At 71.1% G+C, this 14751-nt stretch carries 13 protein-coding genes; 8 read left to right on the top strand and 5 right to left on the bottom strand.

Going from position 1 to position 14751, the window contains the following annotated elements:
* Window positions 1–3: 3 nt before the first annotated feature.
* From OG933_RS18875 to OG933_RS18855, 5 genes are all read right to left on the bottom strand, one after another.
* Window positions 4–1083: a 2-oxoacid:ferredoxin oxidoreductase subunit beta gene (locus OG933_RS18875; RefSeq protein ID WP_054238732.1), complete on the bottom strand. Its 1080-nt coding sequence runs from the start codon at window positions 1081–1083 to the stop codon at window positions 4–6.
* The gene (locus OG933_RS18870; protein WP_405627924.1) at window positions 1076–3022 is read right to left on the bottom strand and encodes a 2-oxoacid:acceptor oxidoreductase subunit alpha; all 1947 of its coding nucleotides are present in this window, start codon (window positions 3020–3022) and stop codon (window positions 1076–1078) included. Before OG933_RS18870 ends, OG933_RS18875 begins: the two co-directional genes overlap by 8 nt.
* Window positions 3023–3289: 267 nt before the next feature.
* A complete protein-coding gene (locus OG933_RS18865) occupies window positions 3290–3961 on the bottom strand; it encodes a response regulator transcription factor (RefSeq protein ID WP_028806907.1) in 672 nt (223 codons plus the stop codon).
* 357 nt (window positions 3962–4318) lie between these two features.
* A complete protein-coding gene (locus tag OG933_RS18860) occupies window positions 4319–5722 on the bottom strand; it encodes a sensor histidine kinase (protein ID WP_405627922.1) in 1404 nt (467 codons plus the stop codon).
* Window positions 5723–5929: 207 nt separating this feature from the next.
* A complete protein-coding gene (locus tag OG933_RS18855; RefSeq protein WP_405627920.1) occupies window positions 5930–7228 on the bottom strand; it encodes a sensor histidine kinase in 1299 nt (432 codons plus the stop codon).
* 199 nt (window positions 7229–7427) lie between these two features.
* Here OG933_RS18855 and OG933_RS18850 point away from each other — a divergent pair, with 199 nt between their 5' ends.
* From OG933_RS18850 to OG933_RS18815, 8 genes are read left to right on the top strand one after another with little or no spacing between them, the layout of a single operon-like run.
* Complete coding sequence (locus OG933_RS18850; RefSeq protein ID WP_020130187.1) at window positions 7428–7835, top strand: NADH-quinone oxidoreductase subunit A; 408 nt, start codon at window positions 7428–7430, stop codon at window positions 7833–7835.
* Window positions 7826–8566: an NADH-quinone oxidoreductase subunit B gene (locus OG933_RS18845; RefSeq protein ID WP_405627919.1), complete on the top strand. Its 741-nt coding sequence runs from the start codon at window positions 7826–7828 to the stop codon at window positions 8564–8566. Before OG933_RS18850 ends, OG933_RS18845 begins: the two co-directional genes overlap by 10 nt.
* Window positions 8563–10152 (top strand): NADH-quinone oxidoreductase subunit C, encoded by a 1590-nt coding sequence (locus OG933_RS18840; protein ID WP_405627918.1) that lies wholly within the window; start codon window positions 8563–8565, stop codon window positions 10150–10152. Before OG933_RS18845 ends, OG933_RS18840 begins: the two co-directional genes overlap by 4 nt.
* A complete protein-coding gene (locus tag OG933_RS18835) occupies window positions 10149–11117 on the top strand; it encodes a complex I subunit 1 family protein (RefSeq protein ID WP_057602837.1) in 969 nt (322 codons plus the stop codon). The genes OG933_RS18840 and OG933_RS18835 overlap by 4 nt, the downstream gene beginning before the upstream one ends.
* Complete coding sequence (locus OG933_RS18830) at window positions 11117–11701, top strand: NuoI/complex I 23 kDa subunit family protein (protein ID WP_405627916.1); 585 nt, start codon at window positions 11117–11119, stop codon at window positions 11699–11701. The genes OG933_RS18835 and OG933_RS18830 overlap by 1 nt, the downstream gene beginning before the upstream one ends.
* Window positions 11698–12354, top strand: a complete 657-nt coding sequence (locus tag OG933_RS18825) for an NADH-quinone oxidoreductase subunit J (protein ID WP_405627915.1) — start codon at window positions 11698–11700, stop codon at window positions 12352–12354. The genes OG933_RS18830 and OG933_RS18825 overlap by 4 nt, the downstream gene beginning before the upstream one ends.
* On the top strand, window positions 12354–12755 hold the full coding sequence (nuoK, locus tag OG933_RS18820; protein WP_267018895.1) for an NADH-quinone oxidoreductase subunit NuoK: 402 nt from the start codon (window positions 12354–12356) through the stop codon (window positions 12753–12755). The genes OG933_RS18825 and nuoK overlap by 1 nt, the downstream gene beginning before the upstream one ends.
* A complete protein-coding gene (locus OG933_RS18815; RefSeq protein WP_383477351.1) occupies window positions 12752–14746 on the top strand; it encodes an NADH-quinone oxidoreductase subunit L in 1995 nt (664 codons plus the stop codon). Before nuoK ends, OG933_RS18815 begins: the two co-directional genes overlap by 4 nt.
* Window positions 14747–14751 lie beyond the last annotated feature (5 nt).

Genomic DNA, 14751 nt, shown 5'->3' with positions numbered 1-14751 from the left:
GCCTCAGCCGACGACCGTCCAGGTGTCGCCGCCCGCCAGCAGCGCCCCCAGGTCGCCCTTGCCGTGCTGCTCGATCGCCGCGTCCAGCTGGTCCGCCAGCTGGGTGTCGTAGACCTGCCGTTCGAACGAGCGCAGCACGCCGATCGGCGTGTGGTGCAGGGTGTCCGGGTCGGCCAGCCGGGACAGCGCGAAGGCGGTGGTCGGGGACGCGGCGTGCGCGTCGTGGACCAGCACGTCCGCCTCGTTCTCCGGGGTCACCGTGACGACCCGCAGATCGCCGCTCGCCGGATCGCGCACGACGCCCCGCGCGCGGTCCGCCCCGAACCGGATCGGCTGTCCGTGCTCGAGCCGGATCACCGCCTCCTCGGCGGACTGCCGGTCCTTCAGCGCCTCGAACGCGCCGTCGTTGAAGATGTTGCAGTTCTGGTAGATCTCGACCAGCGCCGTGCCGGGGTGGGCGGCGGCCTGGCGCAGCACCTCCGTCAGATGCTTGCGGTCGGAGTCGATGGTCCGTGCCACGAACGACGCCTCCGCGCCGAGCGCCAGCGACACCGGGTTGAAGGGCGCGTCCAGCGAGCCCATCGGCGTCGACTTGGTGATCTTGCCGATCTCCGAGGTGGGCGAGTACTGGCCCTTGGTGAGCCCGTAGATCCGGTTGTTGAACAGCAGGATCTTCAGGTTCACGTTCCGCCGCAGGGCGTGGATCAGATGGTTGCCGCCGATGGACAGCGCGTCGCCGTCGCCCGTGACCACCCACACGCTCAGATCCCGCCGGGAGGCGGCGAGGCCGGTCGCGATGGCCGGCGCCCGCCCGTGGATGGAGTGCATGCCGTACGTGTTCATGTAGTACGGGAAGCGCGACGAGCAGCCGATGCCCGACACGAAGACGATGTTCTCCTTGGCCAGCCCCAGCTCCGGCATGAAGCCCTGGACGGCCGCCAGGATCGCGTAGTCGCCGCAGCCGGGGCACCAGCGCACTTCCTGATCGGACTTGAAGTCCTTCATGGACTGCCGGGCCACGGCCTTGGGGACGAGCGAGAGCGCCTCGATCGTGCCCGTGCCTTCCGTCGAGGTCTCAGCCATCGATGGCCTCCTTGAGCGTCGCGGCAAGCTGCTCCGCCTTGAACGGCATGCCGTTGACCTGGTTGTACGAACGGGCGTCGACCAGGTACTTCGCCCGTACGAGAGTGGCGAGCTGGCCGAGGTTCATCTCGGGGATGACGACCTTGTCGTAGCGCTCCAGCGCCGCGCCCAGGTTGCGCGGGAACGGGTTCAGATGCCGCAGATGGGCCTGCGCGACGGCCTCACCGGCGGCGCGCAGCCGCCGGACCGCGGCGGTGATCGGCCCGTAGGTGGACCCCCAGCCCAGCACCAGGGTGTTCGCCTCGTGCGGGTCGTCGACCTCGAGGTCGGGGACGTCGATGCCGTCGATCTTGGCCTGCCGGACGCGGACCATGAGCTCGTGGTTGGCCGGGGCGTAGGAGATGTTCCCGGTCCCGTCCTCCTTCTCGATCCCGCCGATGCGGTGCTCGAGCCCCGGCGTGCCCGGGACCGCCCACGGCCGGGCCAGCGTCTGCGGGTCGCGCTTGTACGGCCAGAAGACCTCACTGCCGTCGTCCAGGGTGTGGTTGGGCCCCTGGGCGAACTGCACGGCCAGATCCGGGAGCTCGTCCAGCTCCGGGATCCGCCAGGGCTCGGAGCCGTTGGCCAGGTAGCCGTCGGACAGGAGCATCACCGGCGTGCGGTAGGTGAGCGCGATCCGGGCCGCCTCCAGGGCCGCGTCGAAACAGTCGGCGGGGGTGCGGGGCGCGACGATCGGCACCGGCGCCTCGCCGTTGCGCCCGAACATGGCCTGCAACAGGTCGGCCTGCTCGGTCTTGGTCGGCAGGCCGGTCGACGGCCCGCCCCGCTGGATGTCCACGATCAGCAGCGGCAGCTCCATCGAGACCGCGAGCCCGATGGTCTCGCTCTTCAGCGCCACCCCGGGCCCCGAGGTGGTGGTGACGGCGAGGGACCCGCCGAAGGCCGCCCCCAGCGCCGCGCCGATCCCCGCGATCTCGTCCTCGGCCTGGAACGTGCGCACGCCGAAGTTCTTGTGCTTGCTGAGCTCGTGCAGGATGTCGGAGGCCGGCGTGATCGGGTACGACCCGAGGAACAGCGGCAGATCGGCCTGCCGGGACGCGCTGATCAGCCCGTATGACAGGGCGAGATTCCCGGAGATGTTCCGGTAGGTGCCGACGGGGAACGCTTTCGCGGCCGGGGCGACCTCATAACTGACCGCGAAGTCCTCGGTCGTCTCGCCGAAGTTCCACCCGGCACGGAAAGCGGTGAGGTTGGCGGCCGCGATGTCGGGCTTCTTCGCGAACTTCGACTTCAGGAACTTCTCGGTGCCCTCGGTGGGCCGGTGGTACATCCATGACAAGAGGCCGAGCGCGAACATGTTCTTGCTGCGCTCGGCCTCTTTACGGGTGAGGTCGAATTCCTTGAGTGCCTCGACGGTCAGAGTGGTCAGCGGGACCGGGTGGAGCTGGTAACCGTCGAGGGATCCATCCTCCAGCGGCGAGGCCGCGTACCCCACCTTCTGCATCGCCCGTTTGGTGAACTCGTCCGTGTTGACGATGATCTCCGCGCCGCGCGGCACATCGCCGATGTTGGCCTTCAGCGCCGCCGGATTCATGGCGACCAGCACATTGGGCGCATCACCCGGAGTGAGGATGTCGTGGTCGGCGAAGTGCAGCTGGAACGAGGAGACGCCGGGGAGGGTGCCGGCGGGCGCGCGGATCTCGGCGGGGAAGTTCGGCAGGGTGGAGAGGTCGTTGCCGAACGACGCGGTCTCCGAGGTGAAGCGGTCGCCGGTGAGCTGCATACCGTCACCCGAGTCGCCCGCGAACCTGATGATCACCCGGTCGAGACGACGGACGTCCTTCGTCCCACCCGGTTTGCGCTGCTCTCCCACGACGGTCCCGTCGGCTCCGTCGGTTCCGTCGTCCTGTTCCGCTGGGCTGCTGACCTGACTGGTCACTGAACTGGACCTCCCTCGAGGTGGCTGTCCCGGATGGCCTTCCCAAAGGCCCTCCACGGATCAACCCTACGTCTGTAAGGGTCGCCTTACCTCGGCCATTCGTATGACGGTCGTTGTCCCGAGACGGCCCGGCACCCCCGCTTTTCATGATTTCCCGCCGCCCGGCGCGAATCCGGTAGACGCTCCGGATCACACCACGGTTCTCCACCGCCTGTTCGCCGCCTCCACCGAGTTCCCCCGCTCGACGAAAGGCACAGTGCCACCTCGCTATGAATTGAGATAGGTGAGGACCGCCAGTACGCGGCGGTGATCCCCGTCACTCGGCGACAGGCCGAGCTTCAGGAAGATGTTGCTGACATGCTTCTCCACGGCCCCGTCGCTGACGACCAGCTGCCGGGCGATCGCGGAGTTCGTCCGCCCCTCGGCCATCAGCCCCAGGACCTCCCGCTCCCGCGGGGTGAGCCCGGCCAGCACATCCTGCTTCCGGCTCCGCCCGAGCAGCTGCGCGACGACCTCCGGATCGAGGGCGGTACCGCCCTGCGCGACCCGCACCACGGCGTCCACGAACTCCCGCACCTCGGCCACACGATCCTTGAGCAGATACCCGACCCCGCGACTCGAACCGGCCAACAGTTCGGTGGCGTACCTCTCCTCCACGTACTGCGACAACACCAGCACCCCGAGCCCCGGATGCGCCTTGCGCAGCTGTACGGCGGCCCGCACCCCTTCGTCGGTGTGGGTCGGCGGCATCCGCACGTCCGCGACGACGACGTCGGGCAACGCGCCCTCGTCGCCGAGCTCCGTGATCGTCTTGACCAGAGCGTCCGCGTCCCCGACCCCGGCCACCACCTCATGCCCCCGGTCGGTCAGCAACCGGGTCAGCCCCTCCCTCAACAGCACCGAATCCTCGGCGATGACCACCCGCACCCTGTCCTCCACGATCCTCGGCCCCCCAGCCGTCCACCCCGTTGGTAGAACCAGTCAAGCATTCCAGCAACGGGCCCGTCTGTACCCGCCGAGGAGCCCGACGGCGACGAGGACGGCGCGAATCAGGCCTTGACCCACCCGGTTTCGGCCTCGCAACGAGCCACCGCGCGAAACAGCGCGCGGGACGACACCAGCCCGCCCGGGCACAACCCCGTCCGGGCTGGGCCCGGGGGCCCGGGGTCCGAGTCTCTGGCCCGTGGGTCCAGCCGGGGGAGGCTGGGCGCCTGGGGTCTGGGGGCAGTAGCCCCCAGGGGCAGTAGCCCCCAGGGTGGGAAGGGCAGGGGCGGCGGGGGCGAAGAAACCCGCCCCTCAGACCCCGTTCCCGCGCCAGGGCAACTCCGCGGTCACCCGGGTAGGCCCGCCCGTCGGCGAATCGACCACCAGAATCCCGTCCACCGCGTCCAGCCGCCCCGCGAGCCCGGCCAACCCCGACCCCCCGCCGGAGGCATCCGCTCCGCCCACCCCGTCGTCCACCACCTGCAGCATCAACCGATCCTCCACCCGCCACACATCGACCGAGGCCGACCGCGCCCCACTGTGCTTGCTGATGTTCTGAAGCAGCTCCGAGACGGTGAAGTACGCGATCCCCTCGATCGCCGGCGCCGGCCGCTCCACCAGATCCACATCCACCCGTACCGGCACCGTGCACCGCGACGCCACCGCCGACAACGCCGCGTCCAGCCCCCGGTCCGTCAGCACCGCCGGATGGATCCCGCGCGCCAGGTCCCGCAGTTCCTGCAACGCCGTCTTCACCTCGCCGTGCGCCTCGTCCACCATCCGCGCCGCCTCCCGCGGATCCTCCCGCAGCTTCTCCTTCGCCAGCCCCAGATCCATCGCCAGCGCCACCAGCCGGGCCTGCGCCCCGTCGTGCAGATCGCGCTCGATGCGCCGCAGATCGGCGGACGCCGTGTCCACCACGACCCCCCGGTCGGACTCCAGCTCCACCACCCGCGCCCCCAGCGACGACGGTCCGAGCAGCCCGTGCACCAGCAGCCGGTCCACCGTCGTCAGCGCCCGCACGATCCACGGCGTGGCCAGCGTGATCAACAGTCCCACCAGCGCCGTCACGGTGATCTCGAACGGGTTGTCGAGGTAGACGCTGTGCTGCTCGTCGCCGTACAGCTGAAGCCCGCCCTGACCGCCGTACATCGGGAAGACCCAGAACCACAGCGGATACGTCAGCATGGTCCAGCCGAACGACCACACGGTCAGCGCGACGCAGAAGGAGAACACCGCCCACGGGAACTGCACCACCGCGTACAGCGCCTGCCGCCACGACGTTCCGCTCTTGAGGACGGCGGCCATCCAGGCCATCGCGCCCTTGCCCCGAGGCCGCAACGGCTCGGGATCGGCGACCTCCAGGCCGAGCAGCCCGCGCGCCCGGGCCCGTTCCAGCGCTCCGAAGCCCCGGCCCGCGGCCAGTCCCGCCGCCAGCACCGGAATGCCGAGGAACGTCACCAGCAGGCCGGCCCCCAGCGACAGCATCGTGATCGTGAAGGTGAACAGCACGACGCCGATCGGCAGGCCGAGCAGGACATAGACGAGTTCCCGCCAGTGGCGCGCCGTGAGCGGCTCACGCAGCCCCGTCGGCAACAGGTGACGACGCCCGCCGTCGCGGTGCCCGTACTCCGGGTCGTACTGGTCATGGCGCCCGTACTGCCCGTACTGGTCAGGCTCCCCGTACTGCCCGTACTGCCCGTACTGCGTGGCCATCGGCGTCGTCCGTTCTACTCGTCCTGCTCGTCGCGCAGCTGTCGATCCGTACCTCCCACCCTGCTCGGCGGCGAGCGCGTGGACCATGGAGTCCGTCGGCGTCTTGGAAGGGGGGTTTTCCCTACCTCCCACGGCCGCCACCTCCCACACCCCGCGAACCCCCGGTCCGCTGTCCGCCCTGTCCGCCGTCTGCTGTCCGCCGGCCGGCTATCCGTTCTGTCCGCGATTGCGCCAGGGCAACTCCGCGGTCACCGTCGTGGGACCACCCACCGGCGACTCCACGATGAACAGCCCGTCGACGGCGTCCAGTCGCTCCGCCAGTCCCCGCATCCCCGACCCGCCGTCGAGCCGCGCCCCGCCCCGGCCGTCGTCCCACACCTGGATGAGCAGCCGGTCGTCGGTCCGCCACACGTCGACCGAGGCCGACCGCGCCGCGCTGTGCTTGCTGACGTTCTGGAGCAGCTCGGAGACGGTGAAGTAGGCGATGCCCTCGATGGCCTGCGCAGGTCGGGACGTCAGGTCGGCGGTCACCTTCACCGGCACCGTGCAGCGCGAGGCCACGGAGGACAGCGCCGCGTCCAGCCCCCGGTCGGTCAGGACGGCCGGATGGATCCCGCGTGCCAGGTCCCGGAGCTCCTGGAGCGCCAGCTTCACCTCGCCGTGCGCCTCCTCCACCATCGCCGCCACGACGTCGTCGGCCTGCCCCTCCAGCAGCTTCTCCTTCGCCAGGCCCAGCCCCATCGCCAGGTTGACCAGCCGGGCCTGCGCCCCGTCGTGCAGGTCACGCTCGATGCGCCGCAGATCGGCGGCCGCCGTGTCGACCACGACACCCCGGTCCGACTCCAGCTCCGCGATCCGCCGCTCCAGCTCGTCGGAGGGGGACAGCAGGGCCCGCACCATCGCCCGGTCCGCGTTGGTCAGCCCGCGCACCACGAACGGCAGCACCGGCCACAGCACGAACAGCGAGGGAACGACCACGCTGAACGTCAGGACTCCCCAGGGCAGCCGGATGAGGTCGTACAGCACCGTGCGCCAGGCCACCGGGTCCTTCAGCATCAGCCACAACCGCTGGAAGAGCCCGCCCGCCCTGCGCAGCGGCAGCGGACTCGGCTCGTCGATGCGCACCCCGAGCAGCAGCCGCGCCCGCCCCCGCTCGAACCGGCCCAGCAGCCGCGCCCCGGCCAGCCCGAGCGCGAGCAGCGGGAACCCGATCACGGTGACCGTCATCGCGGCGCCGGTGAGGATCACCGTCATCACATAGGTGAACCCGATCAACGACATCGGCAGATTCGTCAGAAGGTGCGCGATCTCCTTCCACGTCTGCGGGTCGTAGGCGAGCCGGGCCGGAGGCAGACGCTCGGCGCCCTGCCCGGCCGGGCCCGGCACAGCGGTCGTGAGGGGAGCGGCTCTCGGGTGGGAGCCGCCCGGCTGAAAGCCGTCCGGGTGGGAACCCTCCTTGCCGGAGCGGTTCGGGTCGGAGACGGATCGGCTGGCGGAAGCGGTCATATGGGCTAGCCTGCCGCGCCGCACGGCGCCGCGCCATGAGGTCTGCTGCCTTCCTCGGCCGGGGGAAAACCCCCGCACCGCAAGACGAGGCGTGACGGGCTGCTTACCGTCCCTTTATCAGGGCCTAGACTCCCGTGCGTACAGATCGTCGAACGGGCCTGTCGTCGAAGAGACTGAGGTCAGGGAGCGAGGGACGGGCGTGCGGGAACGGACCGTCGATGTCGCGGCGGAATTCGCGGCGGACTACTTCCAGTCCTACTCCGTCGTCGGGCTGCTCGCCGTCGTCGGCGTGCTGTTCGTCGCCGTGGCGTTCGGCGCCGGGCGGCTGTTGCGCCCGGTGGTCCCCACCCCGGAGAAGCTCCTGACGTACGAGTGCGGCGTCGACCCGGTGGGCGAGGGCTGGGCCCACACCCAGGTCCGCTACTACGTCTACGCCTTCCTCTACGTGATCTTCGCGGTCGACTCGATCTTCCTCTTCCCCTGGGCGACGGTCTTCGCAGCCCCCGGCTACGGCGCGGCCACGCTCGTGGAGATGTTCATCTTCCTCGGCTTCCTGGCCGTGGGCCTGCTGTACGCCTACAAGAAGGGCGTCCTGACATGGACGTGACGCCGAAAGCAAATGCGCCGGAGCACTCGGAGCATCCGGAGCACCCGGAACAACCGCAAGGGTCGGAGCACCTGGAGCACCTGGAGCACCCGGAGCAGTCGGAACAGGTGCTCTCGGAACCCGTACCGCTGCCGGAGCCGAAGCGCCTGGGCACCCTGGCCCGCCTGGCCCCGGAGCCGATGAAGGTGATCCTGAACTGGGGCCGCCGCTACTCGCTCTGGGTCTTCAACTTCGGCCTGGCCTGCTGCGCGATCGAGTTCATCGCCGCGTCGATGGCCCGCCACGACTTCATCCGCCTCGGCGTCATCCCCTTCGCGCCGGGCCCGCGTCAGGCCGACCTGATGGTCGTCTCCGGCACGGTCACGGACAAGATGGCCCCGGCTGTGAAGCGTCTCTACGAGCAGATGCCCGAGCCGAAGTACGTCATCTCCTTCGGCGCGTGCAGCAACTGCGGCGGCCCCTACTGGGACTCGTACTCGGTGACGAAGGGCGTCGACCAGATCATCCCGGTGGACGTGTACGTGCCGGGCTGCCCGCCGCGCCCGGAGGCGCTTCTCCAGGGCATCCTCAAGCTCCAGGAGAAGATCGCCCGGGAGTCCCTGCGCGAGCGCTACGGCCCGACCCCGTCCCGCCCGGCCGTCTCCCGCCCCTCGCCGGCCGCCCTTCAGAGCGGCCTGGTGCTGCCCCCGGCCGCCGAGTCCCCTGCCGCGCCGTCGGGGGAGGGCCGATGACCACCATCGGCTGGCTCCCGGCCCCCGCCGACGAGCTCTTCGGCCCGCAGGCCACGGCCGAGGAGTCGTACGACGTCCTGACGGTCGACGTCCCTCCCTCATCCTGGACCGACGCCCTGCGCGTGGCCCGCGACCGCCTGACCTGCACCTACTTCGACTGGCTGAGCGCGGTCGACGAACCGGGCACGGGCTTCCGCGTCTCGGCGCACGTGGTGGCCCTGTCCCCGGTGCGTCGCCTGCTGCTGCGTACGACGATCCCGCACGAGGCACCGACCCTCGCCTCCGCCGTCGACGTCTACGCCGGCGCGGCCTGGCACGAACGCGAGACGCACGAGATGTTCGGCGTCACCTTCGCGGGCCACCCCGCCCTGAACCACCTCCTCCTCCCGGAGACCTTCGAAGGCCACCCCCTGCGCAAGGACTTCGTCCTCGCCGCCCGCGTCGCCAAGGCCTGGCCCGGCGCGAAGGAGCCCGGAGAGTCCGAGCACGGCGGCCCCAAGCGCCGCCAGATGCTCCCCCCAGGCGTCCCCGACCCCAACGAATGGGGCCCCCTGAAGGGTCAACTCCCGCCCGCCCCGGCCCGCCCGGCCCGAGCGGCGGCGGGACGCGCGGCAGCGGGACGAGCGGCAGGCGACCGCCCGGTCCGCCGCGCCCGCACGGCATCGGACGGCTCAGCAACCCAGCCGACCCCCCCGACCCCAGAGACCCCACCAACCTCACCGGCCCCCTCGGCTCCCGCGGCTTCTTCGACTCCTTCGGCTCCGGCGAGTCCTTCGGCTCCGGCGGCTCCCTCGGGTCCGGTGGCTCCCTCGGGTCCGGTGGCGCCGACGACGCCTGCCGGACCCCGCCGCGCCCGAAGCGCGAGCGCGGGCTCGGCGTCACAACGGGCAGCTGCCACGGAGTCCCCGGGTGCCGCGGGGACCGAGCCCGCCGCGCCGACGGAACCGACGGCCCCCGAGCCGACCCCGCAACCCCCGGCAGGACCGCGCCGCACGCGCAGCGCCTCCCAGGGCTCGGCCTCCCAGCACACCCAGCCCCCGACGACACCCCCCGACACCCCCGCCCGCCCCTCCACGGCCCCCCGCAGCTCCGACGCCCCGTGGCACCACGCCCGCCCAGCGTTCGACGAGCCACAGCAGCCCCCAGAGCCAAGCGAGCAACAGGAACCGAAGAGGGAGCAGACCCCCGAACCGCACCGGGCACCGGCACCGGACCGGGCACCGGCACCGGACCAGGAGCCGGAGTCGGGCCGCGAGTCGGAGTCGGGCCAGGAGCCGGAACCAGACCGGACGCCGGCCCCGGAGCCCGATCAGAAGCCGGAGCCGGCTCAGGACCCGGAGTCGGGCCCGGAATCGGCTCAGGACCCGCATCAAAAGAGGGAGCCGGCTCAGGCCCCGGAATCGGCTCAGGAGCCGGAGCCCGGCCCGGAGCCGGGGTCGGCCCGCCCTGAGCCGGCAGCCCCGGGGACGGCCGCGCCCAAGCAGCACGACCCCGTCGAGAAGCCCTCGCCCGCCCGCGGCACGCCCGCCCGTACCGAGGGCGCGGAACCCCCCGCTCCCGAGGACCCCACAGGAGGCCCGCAGTGAACGACGCTCTCGACGTCGCCCTGCGACTCCTGGTCGTCTTCGTCGTCTTCCTCACCTTCCCCCTGATCGTCGGTCAGACCGAGCACAAGGTGATGGCCCATATGCAGGGCCGCCTGGGGCCGATGTACGCGGGCGGCTTCCACGGCTGGGCCCAGCTCGTCGCGGACGGCGTCAAGTTCGTACAGAAGGAGGACATCGTCCCCGCGGGCGCGGACCGCCGTATCTTCCAGCTCGCGCCGGCCGTAGCCCTCCTTCCGTATCTCCTGGTCCTCCTCGCCATCCCCATCGGCCCGGGCGAAGGCGCCGTCGGCCAGGTCGTGGACGCGGGCATCTTCTTCGTGCTCGCGGTGATGGGCGTCGGCGTGCTCGGCTCCCTCATGGCCGGCTGGGCCAGCGCCAACAAGTTCTCCCTTCTCGGCGGCCTGCGTACCGCCGCCCAGCTCCTCGCCTACGAACTCCCGATGCTGCTCACCGCCGCCTCGGTGGCGATGGCGGCCGGCACGGTGTCCCTGCCCGGCATCGTCGACGCCTTCGAGTGGTGGTGGCTGCCCTGGCAGATCACCGGCGCGATCGTCTTCTTCGTCGCCGGTCTCGCCGAACTGCAGCGGCCTCCCTTCGACATGCCCGTCGCCGACTCGGAGATCATCTTCGGTGCGTACACCGAGTACACCGGCCTGCGTTTCGCCCTCTTCCTCCTCGCCGAGTACGCCGGAATCGTCGTCCTGTGCGGTCTGACCACCGTCCTCTTCCTGGGCGGCTGGCACGGCCCCTGGGGCGCCGACGGCCTCGGCTGGGTCTGGACCCTCCTCAAGGCCGCAGTCCTCGCCTTCGTCGTGATCTGGCTCCGCGTCACCTACCCCCGCCTGCGCGAGGACCAGCTTCAGAAGCTCTCCTGGACCCTCCTCGTCCCTCTCTCCCTCGCCCAGATCGCCCTCACCGGCATCGTCAAGGTGGTGATCCGGTAATGGCCCCCATCCCCGGTAGTGGCCTCGCCAAGGGCCTGGCCGTCACCCTCCGCACGATGACGCGGAAGACCGTCACCGAGCAGTACCCGGACGCCCAGCCCGAACTCCCGCCCCGCACCCGTGGCGTCATCGGCCTGTTCGAGGAGAACTGCACGGTCTGCATGCTCTGCGCCCGTGAGTGCCCCGACTGGTGCATCTACATCGACTCCCACAAGGAGACGGTCCCGCCCGCCGCTCCGGGCGGCCGCGAGCGCAGCCGCAACGTCCTCGACCGCTTCGCCATCGACTTCGCCCTGTGCATGTACTGCGGTATCTGCATCGAGGTCTGTCCTTTCGACGCCCTGTTCTGGTCCCCGGAGTTCGAGTACGCCGAGACCGACATCCACGAACTCACCCACGAACGCGACAAGCTCCGCGAGTGGATGTGGACCGTCCCGGCCCCACCCGCCCTCGACCCCGCCGCCGAGGAGCCGAAGGAGCTCGCGGCCGCCCGCAAGGCGGCCGAGAAGCTTGCGGCGGCCCAGGCCGCGTCGAACGCCCCCCAGCCACCCGAGCCGAACGCACCCCAGGGAGGAGAATCGTGACCCTCGCTCAGGCACACCACGGCTTTCTCTCCCCGACCGGCGTCGAGATCGCCTTCCTGCTCGTCGGACTGGTCACCTTCGGCGCCGCTCTTGTCACCGTGACCACCAAGCAACTGGTGCACGCCGCCCTGTGGCTCGTGGTCGCCCTCGGCGGCCTCGCCGTCGAGTACCTCCTGCTCACCGCCGAGTTCATCGCCTGGGTGCAGGTCCTCATCTATGTCGGTTCCGTCGTCGTACTCCTCCTTTTCGGTCTGATGCTCACCAAGGCCCCCATCGGCCACTCCCCGGACGCGGACTCCGGAAACCGCTGGGCCGCTCTCACGGTGGCCGTCGCCGCGGCCGCCGCGCTCGTCTGGGTGGTCGTCGACGCCTTCCGCGCCACCTGGATCGATCTGGACGGTCCGGCCGCCGGCTCCACCGAGGTCACCGGCGCGAGCCTGTTCCAGAACTGGGTCCTGCCCTTCGAGGCCCTCTCCGTCCTTCTCCTCGCGGCACTGGTCGGCGCGATCGTCCTGTCCCGCAGGGCGAAGGCGGAGTCGAGCTCTCCCCCAGTGAACTCCCGGAGAGTCACCAAGAGTTCCCGATCCGTCACGGAGAGTTCTCTTTCCGTTCCGGACGCCGAAAACCCGGCCGAGCAGGAAGGCACCCGCTGATGCACCTCGCCTATCCCGCCGTCCTGTCCGCCCTTCTCTTCTGCACCGGCCTGTACGGCGTCCTCGCCCGCCGCAACGCGATCCTCGTCCTGATGTCCGTCGAGCTGATGCTCAACGCCGTCAACCTCAACCTGGTCGCCTTCGACGTCTGGCTCAGCAGGACCGCCGAGGAGACCCTGCACTCCGGTCAGGCCCTGACCCTGTTCACCATCGCCATCGCCGCCGCCGAGATCGGCATCGGCCTGGCGATCGTCCTCGCCGTCCATCGCAACCGGGGCACCGCGGACATCGACCGTCTCCGCGACACCGCCGAAGGCCACGAGAGCCCCGCGACCGACGGCCCCGACAGCGACACCCCCGCGACCGGAACGGCCGCCGAGAAGGCTGAGGCCACCGCGTGACCACGACCACCCTCGCCGTCCTCGTCCCCCTCCTCCCGTTCCTGGGCGCGGCCGCCGGACTGCTCCTCGGCCGCACCGCTCCCGGCTTCGTGCGCCCGCTCGCCGTCCTGCCGACCCTCGCCGCGCTCGTACTGGCCGCGATCGTCGCCGTACGCCAGGGCGGAGACGCCTCCGTCACCGCGGCGACGGAACTGACCCCCACCGGCTCGATCCCGATCGAACTGGCGCTGTACATCGACGGCTTCGCCGCCCTCGTCGCCGTCGTGGTCGGCCTCGTCGCCACCTGCGTGCAGATCTACTCGACCGGCTACCTGCGCGAGGACCCGCGCTACCCCTCGTACGCCGCGCTCGTCTCCCTCTTCACCTCCGCGATGTTCCTGGTCGTCTACTCCGGCGACCTGATCGTGCTGCTGGTCGGCTGGGAAGTCATGGGCATTTGCTCCTACTTCCTGGTCGGCCACTACTGGGAGACCCCGGAAGCCCGCGCCGCCTCCATCAAGGCCTTCCTCGTCACCAAACTCGGCGACGTCCCCTTCCTCATCGGCCTGTTCGCCCTCGCCACCGACGCCGGGTCCTTCCGGATCACGAAGGTCCTCGCCACCGTCGCCCACGGCGGACTCGACCACCCGACGCTCGTCGCCCTGCTGCTCCTCGCGGGCGTGGCCGGCAAGTCCGCGCAGTTCCCCCTGCACACCTGGCTCCCGGACGCGATGGCGGGCCCCACCCCCGTCTCCGCGCTGATCCACGCCGCGACGATGGTCGCCGCCGGCGTCTACTTCGTCGCCCGTCTCCTCCCGGTCTTCGAGGCGTCCTCGGCCGCGATGGTGACCCTCGCCGTGATGGCCGCCATCACCATGGTCGGCTCGGGCCTGGCCGCCCTCGCCCAGGACGACATCAAGCGCGTCCTCGCCTATTCGACGATCGGCCAGCTCGGCTACATGACCGGCGCCCTCGCCGTCGGCGACCGTGGTGCCGCCGTCTTCCACCTCCTCTCGCACGGCGCGTTCAAGGCGCTGCTCTTCCTCGCGGCCGGCGTGATCATCCACGCCGCCGGCACCAACTCGCTGGCCGCCATGTCCCGCATGAGCCACCTGCGCGACCGCGTCCCCGACGCCTACTGGACGATGACCGTGGCGCTTCTCGCGCTCGCCGCGATCCCGCCGTTCAGCGGCTTCTTCTCCAAGGAGTCGGTGCTCGGCGCCGCCGAGCACATCACCGCGGGCCACACCGAGCACGCGCCCGGCGCCGCGGGCTGGACCGTCCTCGTCGCCGGCCTGCTCACCGCCCTCCTCACGGCGGCCTACGCGACCCGCCTGTGGCTGCTGACCTTCCACGGCCGGGGCGCCGAGGCCCCCGACCACGGCCGCCAGCCACTGACCATGACCGTGGTGCTGTGGGTCCTGGCCGTCCCGTCCCTGGCCCTCGGCGGGCTCGCCTACCGCACCCTCCCCGACTGGTTCGACGGCAACGACCTCGCCCCGACCCTCACCACGTCCGTCCTGGGCACGGGTGTGGCCCTGGCCGGCGGTCTCGTCACGTACGCCGCCTGGCGCCATCTCGCCGGGCTCGCAGCCCGCGTCCCCCTGGGCGCGGTCGCCGCCCACCCCGAGGGCGACGCCGGACTCGTCGAGGCCGAGGCGATCGCGACGCACGCGCCGGCCTACGGGGACGTGGCCTCCGCCCCCGACCCGGCGGACCCCGGACGGCTCCTGCTCGGCCCGCTGCACCGCCACGCGGCCGTCGGATTCCACCTCGACGCCGTGTACCGGGCGTTGTTCGTCCGCCCGGTCCAGGCCGGCGCGAGTCTCGTCCGGTTCCTCGACCGCGAGGTCGTCGACACCTACGTACGCGGCGCGGGCGCCCTGCCCCGCTGGCTGGGGGCCGCCGTACGGCGCGCCCAGACCGGCAACGTCCAGACCTATGTGAGCGCGCTGCTCGCCGGCACCGTCGTCCTGGCGGTCGCCGCCCTTCTCGTCGCTTCGGGAGCGTGAGCGGG

Origin of the sequence: Streptomyces sp. NBC_00016 (assembly GCF_045040885.1) — a bacterium.
Classification (GTDB): domain Bacteria; phylum Actinomycetota; class Actinomycetes; order Streptomycetales; family Streptomycetaceae; genus Streptomyces; species Streptomyces coriariae.
Note: the sequence above shows the minus strand (reverse complement) of the source record. Positions and strands in the feature narration are given on the sequence as shown.

Excerpts from the sequence above, each read along its gene's own strand:
- OG933_RS18830 (WP_405627916.1), top strand. The coding sequence starts at position 11,117 with ATGGCCCCCATCCCCGGTAGTGGCCTCGCCAAGGGCCTGGCCGTCACC.
- OG933_RS18855 (WP_405627920.1), bottom strand. The coding sequence starts at position 7,228 with ATGACCGCTTCCGCCAGCCGATCCGTCTCCGACCCGAACCGCTCCGGC.
- nuoK (WP_267018895.1), top strand. The coding sequence starts at position 12,354 with ATGCACCTCGCCTATCCCGCCGTCCTGTCCGCCCTTCTCTTCTGCACC.
- OG933_RS18875 (WP_054238732.1), bottom strand. The coding sequence starts at position 1,083 with ATGGCTGAGACCTCGACGGAAGGCACGGGCACGATCGAGGCGCTCTCG.
- OG933_RS18840 (WP_405627918.1), top strand. The coding sequence starts at position 8,563 with ATGACCACCATCGGCTGGCTCCCGGCCCCCGCCGACGAGCTCTTCGGC.
- OG933_RS18860 (WP_405627922.1), bottom strand. The coding sequence starts at position 5,722 with ATGGCCACGCAGTACGGGCAGTACGGGCAGTACGGGGAGCCTGACCAG.
- OG933_RS18845 (WP_405627919.1), top strand. The coding sequence starts at position 7,826 with ATGGACGTGACGCCGAAAGCAAATGCGCCGGAGCACTCGGAGCATCCG.